Genomic DNA, 26,154 nt, shown 5'->3' on the forward strand with positions numbered 1-26,154 from the left:
AGAGCGTGACTCAGCCCTTGCGGATCAGTTGCGGCCGACCGTTTTCGAACGTCTTGATGCCGTGCTTCCAGCCCCGCACGGCACGGCCGATCTCGCGGATAACCTGTTCGCCGCTGCCGGCATCGACAAGCACGATGTCGGCGGGAGCGCCGACTTCAAGGCCGTGCTCAAGTCCCATCAGCTTGGCGGCTGAACCGGTGACCATGTCGAAAACGCGGTCGATATCCGACGGCTTCGAGAGTTGCGCGACATTGGCATAGAGGTTCGCCATGCGCGGCAGGCAGGCATCGCCATAGGGCGTGAACGGGTTGAGTACGTTGTTGGTGGCGATCGACGCGGTGACGCCTCGTTCTGCCAGCAGATGCGCCGGCGCAACGCCTCGGGGCACGAGCCGGTCATGGCCTCGGCCATTGAGGAAAAGGTCGGTTGCCGGCAGGACCGTTAAGGCGATCCCGGCAGCCGAAAGCTTTTTCGCGATGTCGGCCAGATCCGTTGGAGAGAGAGCGGAGAGATTGGTGACGTGGCCGATTGATACCCGGCCCTGGTAATTGCGGGCAAGCGTCTCCTCGATCACCGCCGGCAGGTTGGTGTGATCAGGATCAAGGTCGAAATCGAGATGGAAATCCACCGCGACACCAAAGGCCTCGGCGAGATCGAAGATCTGGCTGACATGGGCGCGCGGATCACGATCCGTATAGGGGCAGCCGCCGATCAGGTCGGCGCCATTTTCCAGCGCATGGCGTAAAAGGTCCGCCGTCTCCGGCTCACCGGTCAGGCCTTCCTGAGCAAAGGCGCAGATTTCTATGTCGAGCGCAAAAGCGTAATCGGCGCGGATGCGTTTGATGGCCTCGAAGGAGCGCAGGCCGGCACGAGGGTCTACCTCGACAAAAGTCCGCATCCGGTTCGTGCCATGAATGATGGCCTTTTCCACGACGCTTGCCGCGCGGCGATAGACATCGGCCTCCTCGAACGCCGCCTTGGCACGCGACGTCTCCCGAACGGCCTCAGTGAGCGTTCCCTCGCAGATGCTGCAGCGGTCGAGGATGCAGGCCTTGTCGAGATGGATATGGGTATCGACAAAGCCGGCAATGGCGAAAAGTCCTTCGCCATCGACCTCTTCGATCGCCTCGCAGCGCAGGGATGGGGACAGGCCCGCAATCCTGCCCTCACGGATCGCGATATCGGTCGGGCCCCATTTCGGATCGACCACGACATTGCGAATGATGAGATCGAAGTTGTGGTCTTCCATAAGCACCCTTCCGCCTGACGCTTTTCCTATACGAAGATCGCTTCCGGTTGGAAAGCTGCGGCAAAGGGGTGGAGGCGCATCAATAGGGAAGCCCTACATAGTTTTCGGCAAGAGCGGTCGAGGCGGCCGTCGAGGAGACGAGATAATCGAGCTCCGCCTCCTGTATCTTCTGGCCGAATTCGCCCGTATCCGGAAAACGGTGCATCATCGTCGTCATCGACCAGGAGAAGCGGACGGCAAGCCAGACGCGGGCGAGCGCTTTTGCCGAATAGGCATCGAGGCCGGCATTCGAACCTTCGCCGTAATGCTCGGCGAGGGCCTCGAAGAGATAATGCACGTCGCTCGCCGCAAGGTTCAGCCCCTTGGCGCCGGTCGGCGGCACGATATGGGCGGCGTCGCCGGCAAGGAACAGTTTGCCGAAACGCATCGGCTCGGCGACGAAGGATCTGAGCGGCGCGATCGATTTTTCGAACGAGGGGCCGGTCACCATTCGCTGCGCATGTTCTTCCGGCAGGCGTCGGCGCAGCTCGTCGTAAAAGCGGTCATCCGACCAGTCCTCGACCTTTTCGTCGAGCGCGCACTGGATGTAATAGCGGCTGCGGGTTTCCGAGCGCATCGAACAGAGGCCAAAACCGCGCTCGTGGTTGGCATAGATCAGTTCGTGGCTAACCGGTGGAACGTCCGCGAGCAGGCCAAGCCAGCCGAAAGGATAAACGCGTTCAAAGGTCTTCAGCGCAGCCTGCGGCACCGAGCGGCGGCTGACGCCGTGATAACCGTCGCAACCGATGATGAAATCGCAGTCGATCCGGTGTGTGATGCCATCCTGGACATAAGTGACATAAGGATTGTCGCGATCGAAATCATGCGGGGTAACATCGGCGGCTTCGTAGATCGATTTGCCGCCGGTCGCTTCGCGATGGTCCATCAGGTCATGGGTCAGTTCTGTCTGGCCATAGACCATGACGCGTTTTCCGGTCAGCCCATGCAGGTCGATGCGGTGGTCGCGGCCGTTAAAGGCAAGCGAAAAGCCGTCATGCGGCAGGCCCTGCCTATGCATTCGTGCACCGACACCACATCTGTCGAGAAGCCCGACCGTGCCTTCCTCCAGCACGCCGGCGCGAACGCGGCCAAGGATATAGTCCTTGGAGACGCGATCGAGAATGACGTTGTCTATGCCTGCATTGCCAAGCAATTGACCGAGCAGCAGCCCGGACGGGCCCGAGCCGATAATGGCGACCTGTGTTCGCATGATTTCCTCCACCTCTTCCCCATCCTAGGCGAGAGGTCTGCAGGGAAATATGGACAGAAGAGCCAAGTTATAGGACAAAACGAACATCTGCAGCCTGGAGGAGGGCAGCGTGAAGAAGCTCGTTCCGACCTATGATCTCTATGGTGAAAGCCGCTCCGAAAGGCCGGATTTCTGGCTGCATTGCGAAACGATTGCCAGCCGCAGCAGTGTCCATCGATGGGAGATAGGGCTTCATCGGCACGATAGCTTTCAGCAGTTCCTATACATAAGGAAAGGTTCCGGCGACGCGCTGCTGGAAAACGAGACGGTGCCTCTGCAGCCGCCATGCGTCGTTGCGCTGCCGCCGGGTTGCCGGCACGGGTTCCGATTCTCGCGCGATGTCGATGGCCTCATCATCACCCTGATCGCCGATCGGCTGATGCATGGCGCCGGACTTGCCGCCGGGTTGATGGACTGGCTTGCACGCCCAAGGGTGATCCGCCTCGATCAAGGTGCCGATGCCGACTATCTCGACACCACGCTCCTGCGTCTTCTTTCGGAATTCGAGGCTCGGCGGTCCGGAAGCAATGCCCTGATGGCGGCTTATCTCAATGCGATCGTGGTTCTGCTCGGCCGGACGGCCGCCAATGAGGGCAGGGGTGAAGAGCGCTCCCCGGCATCCGTGACCACGGAGCGGCTCGACGATCTGATCGCAGAGCATTTTCGCCGGCAGCTGACGGCGCAGGCCTATGCCGATCTGCTGGCAATCTCGCCCACACACCTCAATCGCGTGGTGAAGACGGTGACCGGCATGACCGTCCATGATCGAATCATGCTGCGGGTGATCGAAGAGGCGCGCCGGGCATTGATCTTCACATCCTCGACCGTCCAGGACGTCGCCGAAGAACTCGGCTTTTCGGATGCGGCCTATTTCTCGCGCTGCTTTCGCCAGCGCACAGGCAGGACGCCCAGCCATTACCGGGACGAGGAGCGTGCGAGGCTGGGGACAGTGATGTAAATCGCGAGCCATGCTCACGAAGAAGACATGATCGTGACATTTCGTGTTGGCACTGCGGGATCATTTCGACCGCATATGCGTTACCCTCGGCTGCCAGCGTTGCATATGTGATGCGAATGACGGGCAGTATAAAAAAATTTAAGGAGTACAGGGATGAATAAGACTCTTGTCGCGGCTGTCGCCGCTTTGCCGGTGGTGTTGACGGCCGTATCGGCCTATTCGGCCGATGTCATCTCGCGCAGAAATGTCATTGCCGAACAGCCTGACCAGCGTGGCGGCGTTCGCATCGGCTATCTCGATTGCACCATCGACGGTGGCGTTGGTTACGTTCTCGGCTCCGCCAAGGAAGCCGATTGCGTATTCAGCTCGACGGTCGGCAGCGAGCCGCTCGATCATTACACCGGCGTCGTCCGCAAGATGGGCGTCGATCTCGGCTTCACCACGCGCAGCCGCCTGATCTGGGCCGTGTTCGCGCCGACCGCCGGTTATCACCATGGTTCGCTCGGTGGCCTCTACCAGGGCGCCACGGCAGAAGTCACGGTCGGCGCTGGTGTCGGCACCAACATTCTGGTCGGTGGCACGTCCGGCTCGATCCATCTGCAGACGATCAGCGTGACCGGCCAGCTCGGCCTCAACGTTGCCGCCACAGGTACGTCTCTGACGCTTTCGCCGACGGAATAATCCATTCGTAGATCGCTTGAAAAGCCTCCTCTCATTCTTTGAGGGGAGGCTTTTTGTTTTGGGCTGTGCCGTGGCTCTCACAGGCGGATGCTCTTGAAGCCGGCTATCCTAAGTCATACCTTTGTCACCTGCGGTTTTGTGCAGCGCATCGGAAACGTTGCGTGAGTAAGCTTTCTGGGACGTGACATCATGGATATGGACAAAATTCTAAGCGCCGTCGTCTCTGTGCGGGCCTCCATACCGGAGAATGCTTTTACCGCCGGCACGCTCGGGACGAGCCGCGAAGGCAGCGGCATCGTCATCCGCGAAAACGGACTGATCCTGACGATCGGTTACCTCATCACCGAAGCGGAAGATGTCTGGATCAATTGCGGTGATGGCCGCGTCGTTCCGGGTCACCCCATGGCCTATGATCAGGAGAGCGGTTTCGGTCTCGTCCAGGCGCTCGCGCCGCTGGAGCTGCCGGCGCTCGAGATCGGTGATTCCGACGCCACCCAGGTCGAAGACCCGATCCTCTTCATCGATGGCGAAGGGCAGTATGTTCGCGGCAATATCGTCGCCAAGCAGGAATTCGCCGGCTACTGGGAATATCTGCTGGAGGAGGCGATCTTTACCGCCCCGGCGCATCCGTCCTGGGGTGGTGCGGCGCTCGTCGACAAGGACGGCAAGCTGGTCGGCGTCGGTTCGCTGCGATTGCAGATGAGCAAGGGCGGCGAGATCGCCGACATCAACATGGCCGTGCCCATCAATCTCTTGCGCCCGATCCTCGACGATCTGCTGAACCAGGGCGAATACAACCGGCCGCCTCGGCCATGGCTCGGCGCCTTTTCGGCGGAAAACAATGGCGATGTCGTCGTCATGAGCGTTACCGAAAACGGCCCGGCAGCGAAAGCCGGCATGCGGCGCGGCGATATCATCTCGGAAATCAGGGATGGCGAGGTCGACGGTCTTGCCGATTTTTATCGAAAAGTCTGGGAAAGCGGCCCTCCGGGCGCCGAAATCCCGATCCGGGTTCTGCGCGACGGGCGAGAGGCCTGGTTGCGGGTGAAATCCGCCGATCGCAATGATTTTCTGCGCAAGCCGCAGCTGCAATAACTTCAGCTAGCGGATCAGGATTGCGCGAAAATCGTTGACATTGGTGCCGGTTGGCCCCGTCGAAAACAGATCGCCGATAGCCTCGAAGCCGGAAAAACTGTCATTGCGATCCAGCAATTTTCGGCCCTCAAGACCCGCCGCGACAAGCCGGCGGGCGGTCGTTCCATCGGCAAAGGCGCCGGCATTGGTTTCCGATCCGTCGATACCGTCGGTATCGGCGGCCAGCGCAATGATGTCGTAGCCGTCGATTGCGAGTGCCAGAGCCAGCGCAAATTCACCGTTCCGCCCACCTTTCCCGCCCTTGCCGCGAAGAGTGACCGTCGTTTCCCCGCCCGACAGAAGAATGCAGGGTTTTGTAAAAGGCCTGTCGTGGACGGCCACTTCGCGGGCGAGTGCCGCATGAACCAGCGCCACGTCGCGGGCCTCTCCCTCGATCGCATCGGACAGGATGTGCGGCGTCACTCCGTAATTTCGTGCGAGATCTGCGGCGGCCTCGAGCGACACGCCGGCCGAGGCGATGATGTGATGCGTGTGACGCGCGAAAATCGGATCGTCGGGTTTCGGCGCATCGGCCGCCGGTGAATGCAGATGGGCGATCATGGCGGCGGGCAGGTCGAGCCTGTATTGCTCAATGATTGCAAGCGCATCCTGGCGGGTGCTCACATCCGGGATTGTCGGACCGGAGGCGACGAAGGCGGGATTATCGCCGGGTATGTCTGAGACGATGAGGCTGACCACCCGTGCTTTCGTGGCTGCGGCAAGCCGGCCGCCCTTGATCGTGGACAGATGTTTTCGGACCACATTCATGGCCGAGATCGGCGCGCCTGACGCCAGCAGACCTTCATTGAGCGCTATCTCGTCATCGAGCGTGAGGCCCGGCGGAGGAGATGGCAGAAGTGCCGATCCGCCACCGCAGACAAGCGCGATGACGAGATCGTCCTCGGAAAGGTCCGATATGGCGGCAAACAGTTTTTTCGACGCCATCAGGCCGGCCGCATCCGGCACCGGATGGGATGCTTCCAAGATCTCCACGGACCGTGTCGGGCAGCCGTAACCGTAACGTGTCACCACAATACCGGAGAGTTCCGTAGGCCAGAGCGTTTCGAGGGCTGCGGCCATCTGGGCGGCTCCCTTGCCGGCACCGATGACAACCGTGCGTCCGTTTGCAGGCGGTTCCGGCAGGTGTTTGGTTATGCCCGTGACCGGTTCCGCAGCCGAGACGGCTGCCCTGAACAGCGCTTCCAGTAGGTCACGATCCTGCATGAATTCCACTCCTCTTGCCCGTTCTTTCGATCACGGCACCTGACAGGCGTCAACAGGGCTTGATCCGCATATCCATCAACAGCGGAACAAACGGAATCGGTATCGGTTCTGCTTCAGTGACATGAAGAACAAGGAGTTGAAGCCGATGGCGGAATATCTGAAAGACAGCGGTCACACCGGTCAGATCGACATAGACGGCAACCGTTCGCCCGTAACCTACAAGCTCAAGGCTCAGAAAAATGATGACGGCGCCTATCGTGTCGCGCTCAGTCTCACCGCGCCACGCGACTGGCTGCTTCGGCAGGGTTTTCGCAAGGAAGCCGTGCTCGTCTGCGAGGGTGGACGGGAGGTGCCTGTGCATTTCGAAGAGACGCTGAATGTCGCCGACAATATTTCGGTGACGCTGCAGGCGGACGATGCCGTGATCGCCTCCGCTGTCGAACTGCGCCGGCGGTTTCCGGAATTGCGGGCTGGCTGAGGTCGTCATCCCCAACCTTGCGCAGGCCCATTATTCCGGGCATTGAGGGCCTGGCCGTCCCGGCGGCTGGGTCTTCAAAGGCGGAAAACCAACGTGGCGCAGTCTGAAAATCGGATACCCATCCGCTCCTGCGGCAGTTGTACGCTCTGTTGCCGTTTGCCAGAAATCGAAAGCCTTTCGAAGCCGGCCGATGTGTGGTGCGATAATTGCACAGGAACGGGCTGCGCGATTTATGCTGATCGACCAACGCTTTGCCGTGATTTCCTCTGTCGCTGGATGACGGATGAGACGCTGCCGGATACCTGGCGGCCGCTCACATCCCATATGCTTGTTTACGAGCAGGGGCCGCAATTGACCATTCTCGTTGACCCCGACCATCCGGATATCTTTACGCAGGAGCCCTATCGGTCCGATCTCGACCGCTGGGCGCAACATGCGGAAGGTGAAGGGCGATATGTCATCCTCTTCTGTGGCGACGAGGTTCAAAAGATCGAAGCGGGACCAGCGGCCCTCTCCGCGACCACCGACCGGGACGCTCTCAGGGCGCAGGCGTAAGTTCCGCCGCTGCCTGGCGGATCGTCTGCATCAGAATCGTGAGCGGCGTCGAAGGGCTTGTGTCGGTGCGCAATGTCAAGCCGACCGGGCCGCGGGTTTCCCGCGTATCGATCGGCAACGTCGCCAAAATTCCGTCCTCGATATCGGTTGCAACGACGCCAGCCGAAATGATCCATATCGCATCGCTTGAGCGCACGAAGGCGCGTCCGAAAGCGCTTGAGACCGTTTCGATGCGTTTCGGCAGGCCGCCTATGCCGTTGGCGATCAGAAACTGTTCGACGAAGGGGCGGATGATCGAGCCGCGTGTCGGCATCAGGACCGGGAAATCGGCCATGTTCTCGAAAATAGAAGCTTTCCGTTCAAGAAGAGGATGGCCGGCGCGTACCACGAAGACGACCTGTTCGGAATAGAGATGTTCGAATGAGAGACCCGACATCTTTTCCGGCGCAGCCAGTCGGCCGACGACGAGGTCGAGTTCGCCCACGCGAAGCTGCTCCATCAGGACGGCATTTTCGCCGGTGACGATCTTCACCTGGCTGCCTGTCTTTTCCGCAAGAAAGAGCGACATGGCGTGCGGCATGATGCGGGTCGAAACGGTGGGGAGCGCGCCGACCCGGACCGGCGGTACCGCGTTGAGGAGTTCCTGTGACACGGAATCCATGCCTTGACGCAAGGCAGTCAGTGCCGCGCCCGCATGGCGCAGGAAAACGTCGCCGTAGCGTGTCAGCCTTATCCCGCGTCCATCACGTTCGAAGACGGAGACGCCCAGCGCATCTTCGAGTTCGCGAATAGTCTTGGTAATGGCCGGCTGGCTGACACTGAGAATTCCTGCCGCCTTGACGACACTCTTCTGCCGCGCCACCTCGACAAATGTGGTGAGATGCCTGAATTTTATCTGGGATTGGGACATTTTCGTATAACCACTTGGTTAAGTAATGGCGCAAAATTATCATTTTACCTAACCAACGGCCAGTGGCATCACTTCGGTGGGAGGAGGATCTGATGCAGTTTGCAGATATCAACGGCATTGTCGTGAACTACGATATCCAGCGCGCCGAAAATGGCGGGCCGGTGGTGGTTTTCGTTAATTCGCTCGGAACCGATAGCCGCATCTGGCATCATGTCGTGCCGAAGCTCGCCGGTGACTGCACGATCCTCACCTATGACAAGCGTGGTCACGGTCTCTCGGATCTCGGCTCGCCGCCTTATGCGATCGCTGATCATGTCGCCGATCTTGCCGGCTTGCTCGATCATCTCGGATTGACCAAGGTTATCGTCGTCGGTCTTTCCGTCGGCGGGCTGATTGGCCAGGGGCTTTATGCGACACGACCGGATCTGGTGAAGGCGCTGGTGTTTTCCAATACCGCGCACAAGATCGGCACGGCCGAAATGTGGGCAGGCCGGATTGCCGCCGTGGAAAAGGGCGGCATTAGCAGCATTCTCGATGCGATCATGGAGCGCTGGTTCACGCCTGCCTTCCGTTCGCCCGACAATGCCGCCTATCAGGGATATTGCAACATGCTGGTGCGGCAGCCTGTGTCCGGTTACGCCGGAACCTGCGCGGCCATCCGCGACGCCGATTTTACCGAAGAGGCGAAGCGCATCGCTGTGCCGGTTCTCTGCATCGCGGGAAGCGAGGACGGGTCGACGCCGCCCGCCGTCGTCAAATCGCTGGCGGATCTGGTGCCCGGTGCCCGTTACGAAGTGATCGACGCTGTGGCGCATATCCCCTGCGTCGAGGCGCCGGCGGCCTATGCGGCGTTGATCCGCGATTTCCTCGAAGCAGTCGAATAGGATTTGGATATGGCCGTGCCATCGTCTCCATCGGATCTTTACAAACAGGGACTTGCGACGCGCCGCGCGGTGCTCGGGGATGCCCATGTCGAACGCTCGCTTGCCAATATCACGCCACTGGACGAGCCGTTCCAGACACTGATCACCGAAAGCGCCTGGGGATCCGTCTGGTCGCGCCCACAGCTGACCAAGCGGGAACGCTCGGTCGTCACGATCGCTCTGCTCGCTGCGCTCGGTCAGCATGAAGAAGTGGCAATGCATATTCGCGCGACGCAGAATACGGGGGCGTCTCGGGAGGATGTCTGCGAGGCGCTGATGCATGTGGCGATCTATGCCGGTGTGCCGGCCGCCAATCATGCCTTCAAGATCGCCAAGGCGACCTATGCCGAAATGGATGCTGCAGGGGAGGCTGCGAAGGCAGCCGCGGAGGAGTGAGATGAAGAACACGCTGCCGGAAACCACGCCGTTTTTCGCGCGCGATCGCGAGTGGCATCCGCCGGCCTATACGCCCGGCTACAAGACATCCATTCTCCGTTCGCCGCAGCGGGCGCTGATTTCACTCGAGGGCACGAAAAGCGAAATCACCGGGCCGGTCTTCGGCCACAACATTCTCGGCGAATTCGACAATGACCTGATCGTCAATTACGCGAAGCCGGGCGAAATGGCTATCGGCGAGCGCATTCTGGTGCATGGCCGGGTGCTGGATGAGCGTGGCCGTGGCGTCGAAGGCGCGCTAGTGGAATTCTGGCAGGCCAATGCCGGCGGCCGTTATCGTCACAAGAAAGAAAGTTATCTCGCGGCGATCGATCCGAACTTCGGCGGTTGCGGCCGCACGATCACCGATGCGGATGGCAATTACGCTTTCAAGACGATCAGGCCCGGCGCCTATCCCTGGCCGAACGGCGTCAACGATTGGCGGCCAGCCCATATTCATTTCTCGGTTTTCGGCCACGGTTTTGCCCAGCGGCTGATTACCCAGATGTATTTCGAGGGCGATCCGATGATCTGGATCTGCCCGATCGTCAAGACGATCCCCGACAAACAGGCGATCGAGCAGCTGATCGCGGCGCTCGATATGAACGCCACCATTCCCCATGACATGCGGGCCTACAAATTCGACATTGTCCTGCGTGGCCGCCGCTCGACCCTGTTCGAAAACCGTCTGGAGGGGAACTGACCATGGCGCAGTCGCTGAATTATCTGAAGGAATCGCCTTCCCAGACCGCCGGTCCCTACGTCCATATCGGCTGCACGCCGAATTTCGTCGGCATAGAAGGTGTCTATGCACAGGATCTCGGTTCAGGTCCGATGGTCAATGCCGATACGCGCGGCGAGCGGATCACCATTCGCGGCTTCGTTTATGACGGCGGCGGAACCGCGCTCAAGGACGCGCTGATCGAGATCTGGCAGGCGGATGCCGATGGCTTCTACAACAGCCCTTCGGAAACCCGCGGCAAGGCGGATCCGAATTTCCTCGGCTGGGCGCGCTGTCCGGGAGACATGGCGACCGGCGAATTCTTATTTGAGACGATCAAGCCGGGGCGCGTACCTTTCCGCGATGGCCGCCTGATGGCGCCGCATGTGACCTTCTGGATCGTCGCACGCGGCATCAATCTCGGTCTGCATACCCGCATGTATTTTTCCGATGAAGAAGCCGCAAATGCCGAGGATCCGGTGCTGGCGCGGATCGAGCACAAGGTTCGCGTGCCGACCCTGATCGGCAAACGGGATGGCGATACGGTGACATTCGACATTCATCTCCAGGGTGACAAGGAGACGGTATTTTTCGATATCTGATCGCTTTGGTCGTCAGCAGCCCATTCAAGCAATAGTCTTTGAGCAGGATTTCATGAGCGTCTCGGTTTTCGAGCATCCCTATCTGTCAGGCCTTCTTGGCGATGCCGAGATCGCGGACCTGTTTTCGGTGACGACCGAAGTGGATGCGATGCTTGCTTTCGAGGCTGCTTTGGCGCGTGCCGAGGCGGATTTAGGCCTCATTCCGGTTTCCGCCGCCGAACATATCGCGACCGTCTGTGGCAGTTTCGTGCCTGATATCGATGCACTGCGTGCAGGCACGGCGAGGGATGGGGTCGTGGTGCCTGATCTCGTGCGGCAATTGCGCGATGCGGTCGGGCCTGAGGCCGGCGCCCATGTGCATTTCGGCGCGACCAGCCAGGATGTAATCGACACCGCGCTGATGTTGCGCCTGAAACAGGGATGCCTGCTGCTCATAGGTCGCCTGTCCGTGCTGGAAGCGCGGCTCAATGATGGCGATCAGGAGTTTGGCGAACGCCGTCTGATGGGCCATACCCGTATGCAGGCGGCACTCCCGATTAAAGTATCGGACCGGATCAGCGCCTGGCGCGACCCGCTTGTGCGTCACCGGCAGCGTCTGGAAAGTTTTGCGGCGGATGGCTTTGCCGTGCAGTTCGGTGGTGCTGTCGGAACGCTAGAAAAACTCAGCACGAAGGCTGCCGCAATTCGTCTCGCACTTGCCGCAGAACTGTCGCTCTCGGATGCCCCACAATGGCAGAGCCAGCGGGATCGGCTCGTCGAATTTTCCGGCATTCTCGCGATGATTTCGGGCAGCCTCGGCAAGATCGGTCAGGACATTGCGCTTCTGGCGCAGATGGGCGGTGAGATCGCACTTGCAGGCGGTGGCGCTTCTTCGACCATGGCGCACAAGCAGAACCCTGTGGCGGCCGAGGCGCTGGTCGCGATCGGCCGCTTTAATGCGGTTCAGGCTTCCGGCATGCAGCAGGCCATGATCCACGAGCAGGAACGTTCGGGCGCCGCCTGGACGCTGGAATGGATGATCCTGCCGGGCATGGTGATGGCGACGGGTGCCGGCCTGCGGCTGGCACTGGAACTGGTGGGCAATATCAGGTCCATCGGCCGGGACGGAGATTGAAGGCGAGATCACGCATTGGTGTGCTGCGCAGTCGGCATGTCGGCCTGGTTGAAATTTGTTTTGCATTGCCGAAAGACATGCAAAGCTGCGAAAGATGAGATAGCGGATCGCCGTGGTGGCGATGGGCAAGGGAGGGCCATATGAGGAAGCTTCTAACGACTGTTTTTGCACTCGCCGTGATGTCGGGTGCCGCTTATGCGGATACGATCAAGGTCGGTGTCATCGGACCGTTTTCCGGACCGTTCGCGCTGCAGGGCAAGAACTTCAAGGCAGGGATCGACGCCTTCTTTGCCATCAATGGCAACAAGGTCGGCGATAACCAGATCGAGGTCGTCTACCGTGACGTTCCGACGGCCGATCCGGCGAAATCCAAGGCTTTTGCCCAGGAGTTGATTGTCAAGGAAGGCGTGCAATATCTCGCAGGCTTCTATTTCACCCCCGATGCGATGGCCGCTGCTCCGCTTCTGCAGCAGGGCAATGTGCCGATGGTTGTCATGAACGCGGCAACTTCGGCGATCGTTTCGGCCAGCCCCAATGTCGTGCGTACGTCCTTCACGACCTGGCAGACGGCAACGCCGATCGCCAAGGTTGCCAAGGAAGCCGGCGCGTCCAAGATGATCACGCTCGTCAGCGATTACGGGCCGGGCATCGATGCCGAGAACGCATTCAAGACGGCGTTCGAGAAGGAAGGCGGTAAGGTGGTAGAGTCGATTCGCATGCCGCTCAACACCAATGATTTCGCGCCGCTGATGCAGCGTGTGAAGGATTCGGGCGCGGAAGCGCTCTTCACCTTCCTGCCATCCGGCCCGCCGACGCTCGCCTTCGTCAAGGCCTATAACGACAATGGCCTGAAGACGGCCGGCATCAAGTTTTATGCGACCGGCGACCTGACCCAGGAATCAGACCTTCCGGCGCTGGCCGATGCCGGTGTCGGCCTGCAGACCAGCTTCCATTATGCCGTTTCGCATGACAGCCCGGAAAACAAGGCTTTCGTGGCTGCCGCTGAAAAGGCAATCGGCAATCCCGCCGAATTGTCTTTCCCGGCTGTCGGTGCCTTTGACGGCATGTATGTGATCTCGAAGATGGTGGAAGCGACCAAGGGCAAGCAGGACGCGGCGACCGCCGTTGCCGCCGTCAAGGGACTTGCCTGGACAAGCCCGCGCGGTCCTGTCGTCATCGACGCCGAGAGCCGGCATATCACGCAGAACATCTATCTGCGCGAAGTCGCCAAGGATGCGAGCGGGAAATATTACAACAAGGAAATCCGGACCTTCGAAAAGCAGGGCGATCCAGGGCTCGCCGCAGCCAAGAAGTAAGGCCTTCCGGCGGCCCGCTCCCGCGGGGCGGGCTGCCAACAATCCGGTCGTTCTCTCGGGTAGACGAACCGGTTTCCTGCCGTCTCGGGCAGAAACGTCTTTCGGAACAAGTTGCGGAAATTCTTCATGCAGACTGTATTGAGCATCGGCATAGATGCCTTGGCCTATGGCATGATCCTGTTCGTCATCTCGATCGGGCTGTCGGTGACGATGGGCCTGATGCGGGTGGTGAATCTGGCCCATGGCGCCTTTGCCATGATTGGCGGTTATCTCGCCTCCTATGCGGCGCGCGATCTCGGTCTGCATTACGGCCTTGCAGTCCTGCTTGCGGTCGTCGGCACGATTGCCATCGCCATTCCGGTCGAGCGTTTCCTCTATCGCCGCATCTATGGCGCATCGGAATTGACCCAGGTGCTGATGACGATCGGGATTACCTTCTGCGTCATCGGCATTGCCAATTTCGTCTTCGGGCCGACGTTGAAGACCGTACCATTGCCGCCTTCGCTGAGTGGCTCGGTCGATCTCGGCTTCCGGTCTATTGCCATTCACCGGCTTTTCGCGATTGGCGCTGGCCTTGTCGTGGCCTTTGCACTCTGGTTCCTGATCGAACGGACGTCCTTTGGAATCAGGATCCGCGCTGCGGTCGATAATGCTGCGATGGCGGCGGCACTCGGGGTGCGTACCGAGATCGTTTATGCCATCAGCTTCGCGGTCGCCATCGGCCTTGCCGCACTCGGCGGCGTCCTCGGTGCGGAACTTCTGCCGGTCGAGCCCTATTATGCGCTGCGCTACATGGTGACCTTCCTTGTCGTCGTGTCGATCGGCGGTGCCGGCTCGATTTCCGGTGCGCTGGTCGCCTGTCTCCTGCTCGGCGCGATCGATACGACGGGGCGTTATCTCGCGCCGGAATATGGCGAATTCTTCTTCTATCTTGCGGTCATCGTCATCGTGACGCTCTTCCCGCGCGGACTGATGGGGCGCCTCAAGTGACGGATATTTCAATGAGAACACAGGATGGTTCGTCCCGAGGCCTTGTTCAGGCGCTTGCCGATCGCGGCATTTTCGGCATCCTCATCATCATATTGGTCGGCATTGCCGGCTATTATCTGCTGCCGAACAATCTGGCACTCCTGACACGCATCACGGCGACAGCGTTGCTCGTTCTGTCGATCGATCTCGTGACCGGTTATTGTGGCGTGGCGACGCTCGGCCATGCGGCCCTGTTCGGCGCTGGTGCTTACGGGGCAGGCATTGCCTCGGCACATTTCGGCATAAACGAGCCGATCTCGATGACGCTGATCGGCGCTGCCGCCGGCGCGCTTGCCGGATTGATCTCAGGTTTCGTTATCCTGCGCGCGCACGGGCTCGCTCAGCTCGTCCTGTCGATCGCCGTGGTCCACCTCGCCCACGAGGCAGCCAATAAGGCTTCGGGCTGGACGGGCGGCAGCGATGGACTTTCGGGCATTGCGCCGGGCGCAATTTTTGGCGTGTTCGAGTTCGATCTCTGGGGCCGTACTGCCTATGTCTACGGTATCGTGCTGCTGGTCCTAGTTTTCGCGCTTCTCAAAATTCTCGTTCGCTCGCCATTCGGCATGCTTGCCCGCGGCGTTCGGGAAGACAGTCTGCGCATTGCCGCGATGGGTGCTTCGGCCCATTCCGTGCAAATGCGCATGTATGTCATTTCCGGCATCGTGGCCGGTATTGGCGGCGCGCTTTCAGCGATTTCCACGCAGGTGGTGGGGCTCGACAGCCTGTCCTTCACTCTGTCTGCCCAATCGCTCGTCATGCTGGTACTGGGTGGTGTCGGATCGCTTTATGGCGCGATAATCGGCACAGTCGTCTTTATGTTCTTCGAGGATACGGTTTCGGCTGCAAACCCGTTCCACTGGCTGACGATCGTCGGCGCATTGCTGATCCTCGTGGTGCTTTTCGCACCGAAGGGACTTTACGGCTCCGCGATTGCCCTGTCCTCCCGCCTGACACGGAGGAAGTCGGCATGAGTGCTCTGCTCGATGTCATTCATCTGAAAAAGAGTTTTGGCGGCCTCGCTGTCACCAACGATGTCTCCCTGTCACTTGCGCCCGGCGACCGGGTCGCCTTGATCGGCCCGAACGGCGCCGGCAAGACGACTTTCGTCAATCTGGTCACCGGCAATCTGAAGCCGGATCAGGGACGCGTCCTGATCGGCGGCGAGGATGTCAGCGCTATGAAACCGGCGGAGCGCGTCAAGCGCGGCCTGATCCGTTCCTTCCAGGTGACGCGGCTCTTTCAGGACATGACGCCGGAAGAGCATGTTGCGATGGCCGTACTGCAACGGGATGGCCGATCGGGCAGGATGTTCGGCCATTATGCCGGCAAGCGGCAGGTCATGGAAGAAGTCGGCTCCATCCTCGATCTCCTGGGCTTAAGCGCGCTTGCGCATCTCAAGGTGCGCGAAATCGCTTATGGCCAGCAGCGGCTGTTGGAAATCGCCGTTGCAATGGCACTGCGCCCAAAGGTCCTGCTTCTCGATGAACCGGCGGCCGGCGTGCCGCATTCCGAAACCACGCGTATTGAAAAAGCGCTCGACATGCTGCCGGCCGAACTTGCCGTGCTGATGATCGACCATGACATGGACCTTGTTTTCCGTTTTGCCAAACGCGTCGTCGTGCTGGCGGCCGGGACCGTCATCTTCGACGGTTCGCCGCAGGCGGTGACGGCTGATCAGCGCGTCCGTGAAGCCTATCTAGGGAGTTACGGCCATGCCGGCAGCGCCGCTTGAAATAACAAATCTTTCCGCAGGCTACGGGCCGACCCGGGTGATCGAGGATATCTCGATCATCGTGCCGGCAGGAACGCGACTTGCCGTCCTTGGCCGTAACGGCGTTGGCAAGACCAGCCTTTTTGCCACGCTCGCTGGCCAGACGCGCCTCCATTCCGGAGAAATCCGTCTCGATGGCCGGGTCATTTCCCGGTCGCCGAGCGCCGAGCGCGCGCGGCACGGCCTCGGCTACGTCCCGCAGACACGCGACATCTTTCCGACGCTGACCGTCGAGGAAAACCTCTTCGTCGGTTTGAAGGCAAGGCCGAAATCGGCCGTCACTGAGGCTTACGAAATGTTTCCGAGGCTGAGGGAACGACGCAGCAATCTCGGCGGCCAGCTTTCCGGCGGTGAGCAGCAGATGCTGTCGACCGCCCGGGCAATCCTCGGCAAACCTTCCGTACTTCTGCTCGACGAGCCGCTGGAAGGGCTTGCGCCTGTGATCTGCGAGGAGCTGATGGCAGCCTTTGCTGCGCTCGCCCGATCTGGCGAGATGACGATCCTGCTCGTCGAGCAGCGGATCCAGAGCGCCCTGGATTTCGCCGAGCGCGTTGTCGTTCTGGAGCGCGGCCGCATCGCCTGGCAGGGCACGCCGTCCGAACTTTCCGGCGATCAGGAAGCGATCAACCGCCTGCTCGGGGTCGGCGGTTTGCACTGATGTTGAAGGTGGCCGGTGTTCCTAGTATATTTGCTGTAAAGATATACTAGGAACCGGCGTCATGACCTTGTCCTTTATGACCAGTGCATCCTTCAACCAAAATCCCAGCAAGGCCAAACAGGCCGCCAATGACCAGCCTGTGGTGATCACCGACCATGGCAAGCCGACGCATGTGCTCGTGACTTATGAGCAGTTCGAGGCGAACTGGCAAAAATCCAAGACTTTGGCTCAGGCGCTTGGTGACCCGAATGGAATGGATCTGGATTTCGATCCGCCGCGCCTCAGCTTCGAAGGGCGCGCAGAGGTGGAATTCTAGCGCCGGGTGAAACCAGGGTGTTTCTATTGGATACTAATGTCGTGTCGGCGGCGCGGCGCGTGCATAGGCAGGAGGCCGGTTTTCAGGCCTTCATGCAGAAGTTTCGAACCGCAGACGCCTACCTTTCTGCAATCACGATCATGGAGATTAGGTTCGGAATCCAGGGCGCCTTCTCCAAGGATGCTAAATTCGCAGCCGATCTCGATCGTTGGCTCAACGAAGACCTGCTTATTGATTTTGCCGGCCGTATCCTGCCCTTTGATGCCGCAATCGCCTTGAGAACGGGCATGCTCCCTACGCCCGGCAGGCGGCCGACATCCGACGCGATGATCGCTGCGACCGCGCTTCAGCACGGACTGACGATGGTAACCCGCAATCTCGCCGATTTTTCGCCCTTTAGCGTCTCCTGTCTGGACCCTTGGAATTTCAAAGGCTAAGCCTTGATAAAAGGTAATTCGCCAAGGGGAATGACATGAGGGATTTCGAACTTCCGGGCCGCTCGCTGGCGGTCAGCCGCAATGCCATGGCTGCGACATCGCAGCCGCTTGCGACGCTGACGGCGATCGACATTCTACGCAATGGCGGCAATGCGATCGATGCAGCGGTCGCGGCTTGCGCCGTGCAATGTGTCGTCGAAGCGGGATCGACCGGCATCGGTGGCGATTGCTTCGCGCTTCTCTCGCTTGGCGGCTCCGACAAGGTTCTTGCCTATAACGGCTCGGGCCGGGCGCCGGCTGCAGCCACCATCGAGCACCTGCGCTCGCTCGGTGTTTCCAGCCTGGAGCGGACTTCCCCGCATTCGATCACCATTCCGGGCGCCGTCGACGCCTGGACGCGGCTGGTCGCCGATCACGGCCGGATGAAGATGGCCGATATCCTTGCGCCGGCGATCAAACTGGCGCGCGACGGTTATGCTCTGCCACCCCGCACCGCCCATGATCTCGCAGCCGAAATCGCAACCGTCAGCAATGATCCGACGGCTTCGCGCATTTTTCTCGTCGATGGCGAGGCGCCGGCGGCTGGCACGGTTCAGTATCAGCGCGAACTTGCCGATACGCTCGAAGCAATCGGACGCGAGGGCAGGGATGCCTTTTATCGCGGGCCGATTGCGGAGGAGATGGTCGGTTTCCTCAACGGATTGGGCGGCTTGCATACGCTCGACGATTTCGCCAATGCGAGCGGCGAATATGTGACGCCGGTCAGGACGACGTTCCGCGGTTACGACATCCATGAATGCCCGCCGAACGGCCAGGGCATTATCGCGCTGATGATCCTCAACATCCTTTCGCATTTTCCCGGCAGCGGCGATCCGCTGTCGCCGGAGCGGCTGCATATCGAGGTCGAGGCGACCCGGCTTGCCTATGCTGCCCGCAACCGTTTCGTCGCGGACCCCGCCAAGGTGGATGTGCCGGTCGATTATCTTCTGTCGGATGCGCTGGCAAAGGAGCTCGCCGGCATGATCAATCCCGAAAAGGCGATCGCCGACCTGCCGGATTTCGATGAGGTGCCGCATCGCGACACGATCTATCTCTGTGTCGTGGACGAAGATCGCAACGTGGTGAGCTTCATCAGCTCCGTGTTCTTCCCCTATGGTAGCGGCCGGATGACGCCGAAGAGCGGCGTGCTTTTCCAGAACCGCGGCATGAGCTTCTCGCTCGATCCGGCCAAGGCGAATTCGATCGCGCCCGGCAAACGGCCGATGCACACGATCATTCCAGGCATGGTGACGAAGGCGGGCAAGGCTGTCATGCCGTTCGGTGTCATGGGCGGTCAGTATCAGGCCATGGGCCACGCCCATTTTCTGTCAAAAGTCTTCGACTACGGTCTCGACCTGCAGGCCGCGATCGACCTGCCACGGCTCTTCCCGCTGCCCGGAACGGCCAATGTCGAGATGGAGCATCGGCTGCGCGCGACAATCGGCAAGGAATTCGAAAAGCGCGGTTTTGGCGTGCAGGAACCGCAGTCGGCCATCGGCGGCGCTCAGGCAATCTGGATCGACTGGGAAACCGGCGTGCTGAAGGGCGGCTCCGATCCCCGCAAGGATGGGATGGCGCTGGGGATTTAATCCAGCGCGATCCTTCAATGGGTCGGAATGACGAAGGCCGGCAGTTTCTCCTCGAAAAATTTCGAGAAGGAGGCGATGCGTGGGGGCAGTGCCTGATAGGGCGGATAATAGAGCGTCAGCCACAGATCCGGTGGCGCCCAGCCCTTGAAGACATGCACGAGCCGGCCGGTCGCCAGGTGTTCGGCAATGTGGAAGCCGGGCAGCATTGTCACGCCGAGGCCTTCTGCCGCCATGTCGGCCAAAACCTCGCCGCTATTGGCGCTGAAACTGCGGCCGGCCGATACGTTGATGGATGAACTGCCATCGGACAGAACCCAGTTTTCACGCCGGCTTTCGCCGCTATAGGCGAGGCAATCATCAGGCTTCAGCTCACTCGGATGCGCCATGTCGGCGAACCTGCTGCCAGGAGCGGCGACCAGTATGCGCGGAATGACGCGGATCTTCCGCCAGATGGTGAACTTGTCTGAAGGCTGCGCCGAAATACGGATCGCCAGATCGTAGTCGTCATCGACGATATTGACGAGGCCGTCCGAGACCGAAACCTCGAAGCTCATCTTCGGATAGATTTCCTTGAAGCCGGACAGGATCGGCGGAAGGATGGTCTTGCCGAGCCATGTCGGCGCGCTGATCCTGAGGCGGCCTTCATCCACCTTGTTGGCATTCATCACGTCGCGCCGCGCTGCTTCCAGCGTTTCGATTGCCGGCTTGATCTGCGCGGCGAACACTGCGCCGTCCGTCGTCAGCGACACCTGCCGTGTCGTTCTTACAAACAACTGGACGCCGAGATCCTCTTCCAACGCCGCGATCGCGCGCGTCACCGCCGCCGGCGTCATGTCGAGTTCGCGGGCCACCTGCGCGAAATTCTTCTTTTCAGCGGCCATCAGGAAGGTGCGGAGCGCTTTATAATCGTTCATCTTATTATTTCAAAAATCACAATTCATTCTCAATTAATATTGCAATTCCGTCACGAGCGCAATCCGCATAGGTTTGTTTTCAGCAGACAAGACACACCACGAAGCGGAGACGGAGCGATGACAAAAGATATCACAAACTCTGCCTCCCAGGTGCGATTGAAACTGCCCGCGGCATAAACGCCGGCCGGTTCTTCCGCCCAACCGGGCGGGGCCATCCCCTCGATTTTCGTTTTAGACGCTATCCGACAAAGCGGATGGCGATCGTTCAAGCCATGCCAACCCATCTTGCCGCATGTCGGCTCTCAATCCACATCAACGGAGATATCCCATGTCCAAGCTCGAAGTCCTGACCCCTGCCAACAGCCAGATCATCTTCATCGACCAGCAGCCGCAGATGGCTTTCGGTGTCCAGTCGATCGACCGGCAGACGCTGAAGAACAATGTCGTCGGGCTTGCCAAGGCAGCCAAGATTTTTGACATCCCAACGACGATCACCACCGTCGAGACGGAAAGCTTCTCGGGCAACACCTTCCCGGAACTGCTCGCCGTTTTCCCGGAAAACGATATTCTCGAGCGCACCTCGATGAATTCCTGGGATGACCAGAATGTACGCGATGCCCTGGCGAAAAACGCAGCCGGTGGCCGCAAGAAGATCGTCGTCTCGGGCCTCTGGACTGAAGTGTGCAACACGACCTTCGCTCTTTCCGCCCTCCATGATGTTCCGGATTACGAGATCTACATGGTTGCCGATGCATCCGGCGGCACGTCGCTTGAGGCTCACAATCGCGCCATGGATCGCATGGTTCAGGCCGGCATTGTTCCGGTCACCTGGCAGCAGGTCTTGCTCGAATGGCAGCGCGACTGGGCCCGCAAGGAAACTTATGACGCCGTCACCAACCTGGTGAAGGAACATTCCGGCGCTTACGGCATGGGCATCGATTATGCCGTTACCCACGTCCATGGCGGCGCAGAGCGCGTCAAGCACGGCAAGCGCATCGGCCCGAACCCGGCCAAGTAATGATCGACGGTGCTCCGGCAGGCCAATGCCGGCCGGAGCATTTTCCCTGAAAACCTGAGGGTCTCATCATGAAAGTCTATCTTTTTTCGCTCGGTGCCGGCCTTCTGGTGGGCATCATCTACAGCCTTCTCAATGTCCGTTCTCCGGCTCCGCCCGTCGTTGCCCTGATCGGTCTGCTCGGCATTCTTGTCGGTGAGCAGATCGTACCGCTGGCGAAAAGCGTCTGGGCGCGTGAGCCCGCGGCCCTTTCCTGGCTGCAGCAGGTCAAGCCGCACATGTTCGGCCATATGCCGAAGGGCGGCGAAAAGCCGGCCGCTCTTGCTTCGGTCAACCAGCCAAAGGCTGACGACAAGATCTGACGGCAGCGCCGTCCTCAGCGCTGCGGCAATCCTTGCCCGCGCTTTCATTTTCCCGGCCAAAGCCGCCGATCCCATCAAGACCGGAGCCGCTCCCATGTTTGCAGATATCGTCCTCCACAACGGCCTGATCACCACGCTTGACCGCACCAACCCGAATGCAACCGCCATCGCCATCAAGGATGGCGTCTTCATGGAAGTCGGCACCGATGCCGAGATCATGGCGTTTGCCGGACCGGATACGAGAATCGTCGATCTCAAAGGCAAGCGCGTGCTGCCGGGCCTCATCGACAACCACACCCACGTCGTTCGCGGCGGCCTCAACTACAATATGGAACTGCGCTGGGATGGCGTGCGCTCGCTCGCCGATGCCATGGACATGCTGAAACGCCAGGTGGCGATCACGCCGGCCCCACAGTGGGTGCGCGTCGTCGGCGGCTTTACCGAACACCAGTTCGTCGAGAAACGCCTGCCGACGATCGAGGAGATCAATGCGATCGCGCCCGATACGCCGGTCTTCCTTCTCCATCTCTATGACCGCGCTCTTCTGAACGGCGCTGCCCTGCGGGCCGTCGGTTATACGCGCGATACGCCGAACCCGCATGGCGGCGAGATCACCCGCGATGCGAACGGCAATCCGACCGGCATGCTCATTGCCAAGCCGAATGCCGGCATTCTCTATTCGACGCTCGCCAAGGGCCCGAAACTGCCGCTCGACTATCAGGTCAATTCCACCCGCCATTTCATGCGCGAGCTGAATCGCCTCGGCGTCACCGGTGTCATTGATGCCGGCGGCGGTTTCCAGAACTATCCGGACGATTACGAAGTCATCCAGAAACTCTCCGACGAGAACCAGCTGACCGTCCGTCTCGCCTACAATCTCTTCACCCAGAAGCCGAAGGAAGAGAAGCAGGACTTTCTCAACTGGACGCAGTCGGTCAAATACAAGCAGGGCAACGATTATTTCCGTCACAACGGTGCCGGCGAAATGCTGGTCTTCTCTGCCACCGATTTCGAGGATTTTCGCCAGCCGCGTCCGGAAATGGCGCCGGAAATGGAAGGCGAGCTGGAAGAGGTCGTGCGGGTTCTTGCCGAAAACCGCTGGCCCTGGCGTATGCACGCCACCTATGACGAAACCATTTCGCGCTCGCTCGACGTGTTCGAAAAGGTCAACAAGGATATTCCGCTCGAAGGTCTGAACTGGTTCTTCGATCATGCCGAGACGATTTCGGAACGTTCCATCGACCGTATCGCGGCACTGGGCGGCGGCATCGCCACTCAGCATCGCATGGCCTATCAGGGCGAATATTTTGTCGAACGTTATGGCCACGGCGTCGCCGAAGCCACCCCGCCGATCCGCCGCATGCTCGATAAGGGCGTCAACGTTTCCGCTGGCACCGATGCAACTCGCGTCGCTTCCTATAACCCCTGGGTCTCGCTGTCCTGGATGGTGACCGGCAAGACGGTCGGCGGCATGCAGCTTTATCCGCGTGCCAATTGCCTTGACCGTGAGACGGCGCTGCGCATGTGGACCGAAAAGGTCACCTGGTTCTCAAACGAGGAGGGCAAGAAGGGCCGGATCGAAAAGGGTCAGTTCGCCGATCTCGTTGTGCCGGACAAGGACTTCTTCAAATGCGCTGAGGACGAGATCTCGTTCCTCACCTCGGAACTCACGATGGTCGGCGGCAAGATTGTCTATGGCGCCGGCGATTTTGCGAAGCTGGACGAAAGCAATATTCCGCCAGCCATGCCGGACTGGTCGCCGGTTCGTAAGTTCGGTGGTTATGCCGCCTGGGGCGAGCCGGATGGCGCCGGCGCCCGTTCACTGCGTCGCACGGCCATCACGTCCTGCGGCTGCGCAAGCGATTGCGGCGTGCATGGCCACGACCATGCCGGCGCATGGACGTCAAAACTGCCGATATCGGATCTGAAAGGCTTCTTTGGCGCTCTCGGTTGCTCCTGCTGGGCGGTCTGAGGCCCAAGCGTCTCATCTTGAAAATCGGAGCGGGTGGTGCGTCGGTGCCGCCCGTTACTCTGTTCTCCGGCGGATACTACCCACATCTGCGTCCAAAATAGATTATTGCATAAACGGCAATTAATTCGACAAAATTGATGCAATTGTTGGCGACAATGTTTGTCGTCAATATCGCTCCATCAGCAGAAACCGAAGCCGATCCGACCGGGCGGCCAGAAATTTGAGGAGCAGACATGATCAATCAGACACCATGGCAACAGCAAAAGAGCGGCCTTGCCGCAACCGTGCTTGCCGCCCCTGCCACCCGGACCGCCGCCCTTCTGGCGCTCTGCGCGGCCTATATCCAGGGCCCGCTCACCAAGATCGTCGATTTTCAGGGCGCGATTGCCGAGATGAACCATTTTGGTCTTCAGCCGGCCGTCTTCTTCGCCATTGCCGTCATCGCCTTCGAGCTCGCCGCCTCTGCCATGGTGGTTCTCGGCTTCCTCCGCTGGGTCGGCGCACTGTCGCTCGCCGGCTTCACGCTTCTCGCAACCCTCGTTGCTCTTCGCTTCTGGGAGCTTGCACCCGGCATGGAACGGAGCATGGCCGCCAATGCCTTTTTCGAACATCTCGGCCTCGCCGGAGCCTTCGTCCTCGTCGCGATCAGCGATATCGCCAAAGGAGATAAATAATGACTTCGCCCAAATCCTCTGGAGGCAGTTTTGCCCCGCTCGCGCAGCCCGTATTCGCAGTCCTCTGGGCCGCAACCGTGCTCGGCAATACAGGCAGCTTCATGCGCGACGTCGCAAGCTCCTGGCTGATGACGGATCTTTCGGCCTCTCCGGCCGCCGTTGCCATGGTTCAGGCCGCCGGCACGCTACCGATCTTCCTTCTTGCCATTCCGGCCGGCGTGCTGACCGACATTCTGGACCGTCGCAAGTTTCTCATTGCCGTCCAGCTTCTGCTTGCCTCCGTCAGCATCAGCCTGATGGTTCTTGCCCAGACGGGAATGCTCTCCGTCAGCGCGCTGATCGGCCTAACCTTCCTCGGCGGTATCGGTGCCGCCTTGATGGGTCCGACCTGGCAGGCGATCGTGCCTGAACTGGTCAAGCGCGAGGATGTCAAAAGCGCAGTTGCGCTCAACTCGCTCGGCATCAACATCGCCCGGTCGATCGGACCTGCGGCCGGTGGGCTGTTGCTTGCCGCCTTTGGTGCCGGCATCACCTACGGCGCCGATGTCGCGAGCTATATCATCGTCATCGCAGCACTTGTCTGGTGGCCGCGTGCCAAAAATGCCAATGACGCCTTGTCGGAAAACTTCTTCGGCGCGTTCCGGGCGGGGCTTCGTTACACCCGTGCCAGCCGGCCGCTGCATGTCGTACTCCTCCGGGCCGCAATCTTCTTCGCCTTCGCCAGTGCCGTCTGGGCTCTGTTGCCGCTGGTAGCGCGCCAGCTGCTGGGCGGTAACGCCAGCTTCTACGGCATCCTGCTCGGCGCCGTTGGTGCCGGTGCGATCGGCGGGGCGCTGATCATGCCGAAACTGCGTGCAAAATTCGATGCCGATGCGCTTCTGCTTGGATCGGCTATCGTTACTGCTCTGGTGATGGGTGCTCTTTCGCTCGCTCCGCCGCAATGGGTTGCCATCGTCGTCCTGCTCTTCCTCGGCGCTGCCTGGATTACCGCGCTGACGACGCTCAACGGTGCCGCTCAGGCCGTCCTGCCGAACTGGGTGCGTGGTCGCGGTCTCGCAGTCTACCTGACCGTCTTCAACGGTGCGATGACCGCCGGAAGCCTCGGTTGGGGTGCGGTCGGCGAGATTGCCGGCATCCCCGGCACCCTGCTGATCGGCGCGGCCGGCCTGCTCGTTGCCGGGTTGATCATGCACCGCCTCAAGCTGCCCTCGGGCGAGGCCGATCTCGTGCCCTCCAACCATTGGCCGGAACCGCTTGTTGCCGAACCGGTTGCCCATGACCGTGGCCCGGTCCTGATCCTGATCGAATACCATGTCGAAAAGCATCACCGTACCGCCTTCCTTCACGCGCTCGACACTCTGTCGGACGAGCGTCGCCGGGACGGTGCCTATGGCTGGGGCGTGACGGAAGACTCGGCTGATCCGGAAAAGATCGTGGAATGGTTCATGGTCGAATCCTGGGCCGAGCATTTGAGACAGCACAAGCGCGTCTCGCATGCCGATGCCGATCTCCAGGGCAAGGTTCTTGCCTACCATACAGGCCCGGAAAAGCCCGTCGTGCGGCACTTCCTGACCATCAACCGGCCGGGCAGGGTTTCTGACTAAGCTTCCCACTGGCATGATGCTGAACATTAGAAAGGGCCGGAACGGAAACGTTCCGGTCCTTTTTTCTCCATTCTCCCACCTCGATGCAGCTTTTGATTGCCGCCATACGGACGAATGCTGTGAAGATGGCGACAGCGTCGCCGTTCGAACCTTTAAAAATTCCATTATATGAAAAACACGAAAGCC

Annotated in this window: 28 protein-coding genes; 23 read left to right on the forward strand and 5 right to left on the reverse strand. The window is 60.2% G+C overall.

Features of this window, described 5'->3' with window-relative positions:
- Nucleotides 1-10: 10 nt before the first annotated feature.
- A complete protein-coding gene (locus tag FHW37_RS00535) occupies nucleotides 11-1,249 on the reverse strand; it encodes an amidohydrolase family protein (RefSeq protein ID WP_145631221.1) in 1,239 nt (412 codons plus the stop codon).
- A gap of 79 nt (nucleotides 1,250-1,328) precedes the next feature.
- A complete protein-coding gene (pobA, locus tag FHW37_RS00540; RefSeq protein ID WP_145631224.1) occupies nucleotides 1,329-2,498 on the reverse strand; it encodes a 4-hydroxybenzoate 3-monooxygenase in 1,170 nt (389 codons plus the stop codon).
- Nucleotides 2,499-2,607: 109 nt separating this feature from the next.
- On the opposite strand from pobA, the gene FHW37_RS00545 reads away from it, so the two are divergent.
- The 3 genes from FHW37_RS00545 to FHW37_RS00555 all read left to right on the forward strand — a co-directional run bounded on the left by FHW37_RS00545 (nucleotide 2,608) and on the right by FHW37_RS00555 (nucleotide 5,271).
- Entirely contained in the window at nucleotides 2,608-3,495 is an 888-nt protein-coding gene (locus FHW37_RS00545) for a helix-turn-helix domain-containing protein (RefSeq protein ID WP_145631226.1), read from the forward strand.
- 153 nt (nucleotides 3,496-3,648) lie between these two features.
- The gene (locus FHW37_RS00550; protein ID WP_145631228.1) at nucleotides 3,649-4,176 is read left to right on the forward strand and encodes a DUF992 domain-containing protein; all 528 of its coding nucleotides are present in this window, start codon (nucleotides 3,649-3,651) and stop codon (nucleotides 4,174-4,176) included.
- 189 nt (nucleotides 4,177-4,365) lie between these two features.
- The gene (locus FHW37_RS00555; RefSeq protein ID WP_145631230.1) at nucleotides 4,366-5,271 is read left to right on the forward strand and encodes a S1C family serine protease; all 906 of its coding nucleotides are present in this window, start codon (nucleotides 4,366-4,368) and stop codon (nucleotides 5,269-5,271) included.
- Between the two features lie 6 nt (nucleotides 5,272-5,277).
- On the opposite strand, the gene FHW37_RS00560 is transcribed toward FHW37_RS00555, so the two are convergent.
- Nucleotides 5,278-6,534 (reverse strand): glycerate kinase type-2 family protein, encoded by a 1,257-nt coding sequence (locus FHW37_RS00560; RefSeq protein ID WP_145631232.1) that lies wholly within the window; start codon nucleotides 6,532-6,534, stop codon nucleotides 5,278-5,280.
- 145 nt (nucleotides 6,535-6,679) lie between these two features.
- Between FHW37_RS00560 and FHW37_RS00565 the strand changes: the two genes are divergently transcribed.
- Together FHW37_RS00565 and FHW37_RS33985 are read left to right on the forward strand one after the other, a co-directional pair.
- Nucleotides 6,680-7,012 carry a hypothetical protein gene (locus tag FHW37_RS00565; RefSeq protein ID WP_145631235.1) on the forward strand — a complete coding sequence of 111 codons (333 nt, stop codon included), beginning with the start codon at nucleotides 6,680-6,682 and terminating at the stop codon, nucleotides 7,010-7,012.
- A gap of 351 nt (nucleotides 7,013-7,363) precedes the next feature.
- Nucleotides 7,364-7,567, forward strand: coding sequence for a hypothetical protein (locus FHW37_RS33985; RefSeq protein ID WP_246690621.1), 204 nt, complete (start codon nucleotides 7,364-7,366; stop codon nucleotides 7,565-7,567).
- On the opposite strand, the gene pcaQ is transcribed toward FHW37_RS33985, so the two are convergent.
- Entirely contained in the window at nucleotides 7,551-8,477 is a 927-nt protein-coding gene (pcaQ, locus tag FHW37_RS00575; protein WP_145631238.1) for a pca operon transcription factor PcaQ, read from the reverse strand. The two genes, FHW37_RS33985 and pcaQ, sit on opposite strands and share 17 nt — an antisense overlap.
- Nucleotides 8,478-8,569: 92 nt before the next feature.
- Here pcaQ and pcaD point away from each other — a divergent pair, with 92 nt between their 5' ends.
- The 13 genes from pcaD (at nucleotide 8,570) to ggt (ending at nucleotide 19,427) form a co-directional block, all read left to right on the forward strand.
- Complete coding sequence (gene pcaD / locus FHW37_RS00580) at nucleotides 8,570-9,361, forward strand: 3-oxoadipate enol-lactonase (protein WP_145631240.1); 792 nt, start codon at nucleotides 8,570-8,572, stop codon at nucleotides 9,359-9,361.
- Between the two features lie 9 nt (nucleotides 9,362-9,370).
- Nucleotides 9,371-9,796, forward strand: coding sequence for a 4-carboxymuconolactone decarboxylase (gene pcaC, locus FHW37_RS00585; protein ID WP_145631242.1), 426 nt, complete (start codon nucleotides 9,371-9,373; stop codon nucleotides 9,794-9,796).
- 1 nt (nucleotide 9,797) lies between these two features.
- Nucleotides 9,798-10,538 carry a protocatechuate 3,4-dioxygenase subunit beta gene (pcaH, locus tag FHW37_RS00590; RefSeq protein ID WP_145631244.1) on the forward strand — a complete coding sequence of 247 codons (741 nt, stop codon included), beginning with the start codon at nucleotides 9,798-9,800 and terminating at the stop codon, nucleotides 10,536-10,538.
- 2 nt (nucleotides 10,539-10,540) lie between these two features.
- Nucleotides 10,541-11,158 carry a protocatechuate 3,4-dioxygenase subunit alpha gene (gene pcaG / locus FHW37_RS00595; protein WP_145631247.1) on the forward strand — a complete coding sequence of 206 codons (618 nt, stop codon included), beginning with the start codon at nucleotides 10,541-10,543 and terminating at the stop codon, nucleotides 11,156-11,158.
- 52 nt (nucleotides 11,159-11,210) lie between these two features.
- Nucleotides 11,211-12,272 (forward strand): 3-carboxy-cis,cis-muconate cycloisomerase, encoded by a 1,062-nt coding sequence (locus tag FHW37_RS00600; protein ID WP_145631248.1) that lies wholly within the window; start codon nucleotides 11,211-11,213, stop codon nucleotides 12,270-12,272.
- 140 nt (nucleotides 12,273-12,412) lie between these two features.
- Nucleotides 12,413-13,588, forward strand: coding sequence for an ABC transporter substrate-binding protein (locus tag FHW37_RS00605; protein WP_145631250.1), 1,176 nt, complete (start codon nucleotides 12,413-12,415; stop codon nucleotides 13,586-13,588).
- Between the two features lie 126 nt (nucleotides 13,589-13,714).
- A complete protein-coding gene (locus FHW37_RS00610) occupies nucleotides 13,715-14,578 on the forward strand; it encodes a branched-chain amino acid ABC transporter permease (protein WP_145631252.1) in 864 nt (287 codons plus the stop codon).
- An 11-nt stretch (nucleotides 14,579-14,589) separates the two neighbouring features.
- Entirely contained in the window at nucleotides 14,590-15,588 is a 999-nt protein-coding gene (locus FHW37_RS00615) for a branched-chain amino acid ABC transporter permease (RefSeq protein ID WP_145631254.1), read from the forward strand.
- The gene (locus tag FHW37_RS00620; protein WP_145631256.1) at nucleotides 15,585-16,349 is read left to right on the forward strand and encodes an ABC transporter ATP-binding protein; all 765 of its coding nucleotides are present in this window, start codon (nucleotides 15,585-15,587) and stop codon (nucleotides 16,347-16,349) included. Before FHW37_RS00615 ends, FHW37_RS00620 begins: the two co-directional genes overlap by 4 nt.
- Nucleotides 16,330-17,046, forward strand: coding sequence for an ABC transporter ATP-binding protein (locus FHW37_RS00625; RefSeq protein WP_145631259.1), 717 nt, complete (start codon nucleotides 16,330-16,332; stop codon nucleotides 17,044-17,046). Before FHW37_RS00620 ends, FHW37_RS00625 begins: the two co-directional genes overlap by 20 nt.
- A gap of 61 nt (nucleotides 17,047-17,107) precedes the next feature.
- Nucleotides 17,108-17,362: a type II toxin-antitoxin system Phd/YefM family antitoxin gene (locus tag FHW37_RS00630; protein ID WP_145631261.1), complete on the forward strand. Its 255-nt coding sequence runs from the start codon at nucleotides 17,108-17,110 to the stop codon at nucleotides 17,360-17,362.
- A 17-nt stretch (nucleotides 17,363-17,379) separates the two neighbouring features.
- Complete coding sequence (locus tag FHW37_RS00635; RefSeq protein WP_145631263.1) at nucleotides 17,380-17,799, forward strand: type II toxin-antitoxin system VapC family toxin; 420 nt, start codon at nucleotides 17,380-17,382, stop codon at nucleotides 17,797-17,799.
- Between the two features lie 35 nt (nucleotides 17,800-17,834).
- On the forward strand, nucleotides 17,835-19,427 hold the full coding sequence (ggt, locus tag FHW37_RS00640) for a gamma-glutamyltransferase (RefSeq protein ID WP_145631265.1): 1,593 nt from the start codon (nucleotides 17,835-17,837) through the stop codon (nucleotides 19,425-19,427).
- Nucleotides 19,428-19,441: 14 nt separating this feature from the next.
- Here ggt and FHW37_RS00645 read toward each other — a convergent pair whose 3' ends face one another.
- Nucleotides 19,442-20,341 carry a LysR family transcriptional regulator gene (locus FHW37_RS00645; protein ID WP_145631267.1) on the reverse strand — a complete coding sequence of 300 codons (900 nt, stop codon included), beginning with the start codon at nucleotides 20,339-20,341 and terminating at the stop codon, nucleotides 19,442-19,444.
- A gap of 328 nt (nucleotides 20,342-20,669) precedes the next feature.
- Here FHW37_RS00645 and FHW37_RS00650 point away from each other — a divergent pair, with 328 nt between their 5' ends.
- The 5 genes from FHW37_RS00650 (at nucleotide 20,670) to FHW37_RS00670 (ending at nucleotide 25,968) form a co-directional block, all read left to right on the forward strand.
- Nucleotides 20,670-21,359, forward strand: coding sequence for a hydrolase (locus tag FHW37_RS00650; RefSeq protein ID WP_145631269.1), 690 nt, complete (start codon nucleotides 20,670-20,672; stop codon nucleotides 21,357-21,359).
- 68 nt (nucleotides 21,360-21,427) lie between these two features.
- A complete protein-coding gene (locus FHW37_RS00655) occupies nucleotides 21,428-21,718 on the forward strand; it encodes a XapX domain-containing protein (RefSeq protein WP_145631272.1) in 291 nt (96 codons plus the stop codon).
- Nucleotides 21,719-21,812: 94 nt separating this feature from the next.
- Nucleotides 21,813-23,690, forward strand: coding sequence for an amidohydrolase (locus FHW37_RS00660; protein ID WP_246690622.1), 1,878 nt, complete (start codon nucleotides 21,813-21,815; stop codon nucleotides 23,688-23,690).
- A 233-nt stretch (nucleotides 23,691-23,923) separates the two neighbouring features.
- Nucleotides 23,924-24,364: a DoxX family protein gene (locus tag FHW37_RS00665; RefSeq protein WP_145631274.1), complete on the forward strand. Its 441-nt coding sequence runs from the start codon at nucleotides 23,924-23,926 to the stop codon at nucleotides 24,362-24,364.
- Nucleotides 24,364-25,968, forward strand: coding sequence for an MFS transporter (locus FHW37_RS00670; protein WP_145631276.1), 1,605 nt, complete (start codon nucleotides 24,364-24,366; stop codon nucleotides 25,966-25,968). The genes FHW37_RS00665 and FHW37_RS00670 overlap by 1 nt, the downstream gene beginning before the upstream one ends.
- Nucleotides 25,969-26,154: the final 186 nt, after the last annotated feature.

The sequence above is a fragment of the Neorhizobium alkalisoli genome, assembly GCF_007829835.1.
Classification (GTDB): Bacteria; Pseudomonadota; Alphaproteobacteria; order Rhizobiales; family Rhizobiaceae; genus Neorhizobium.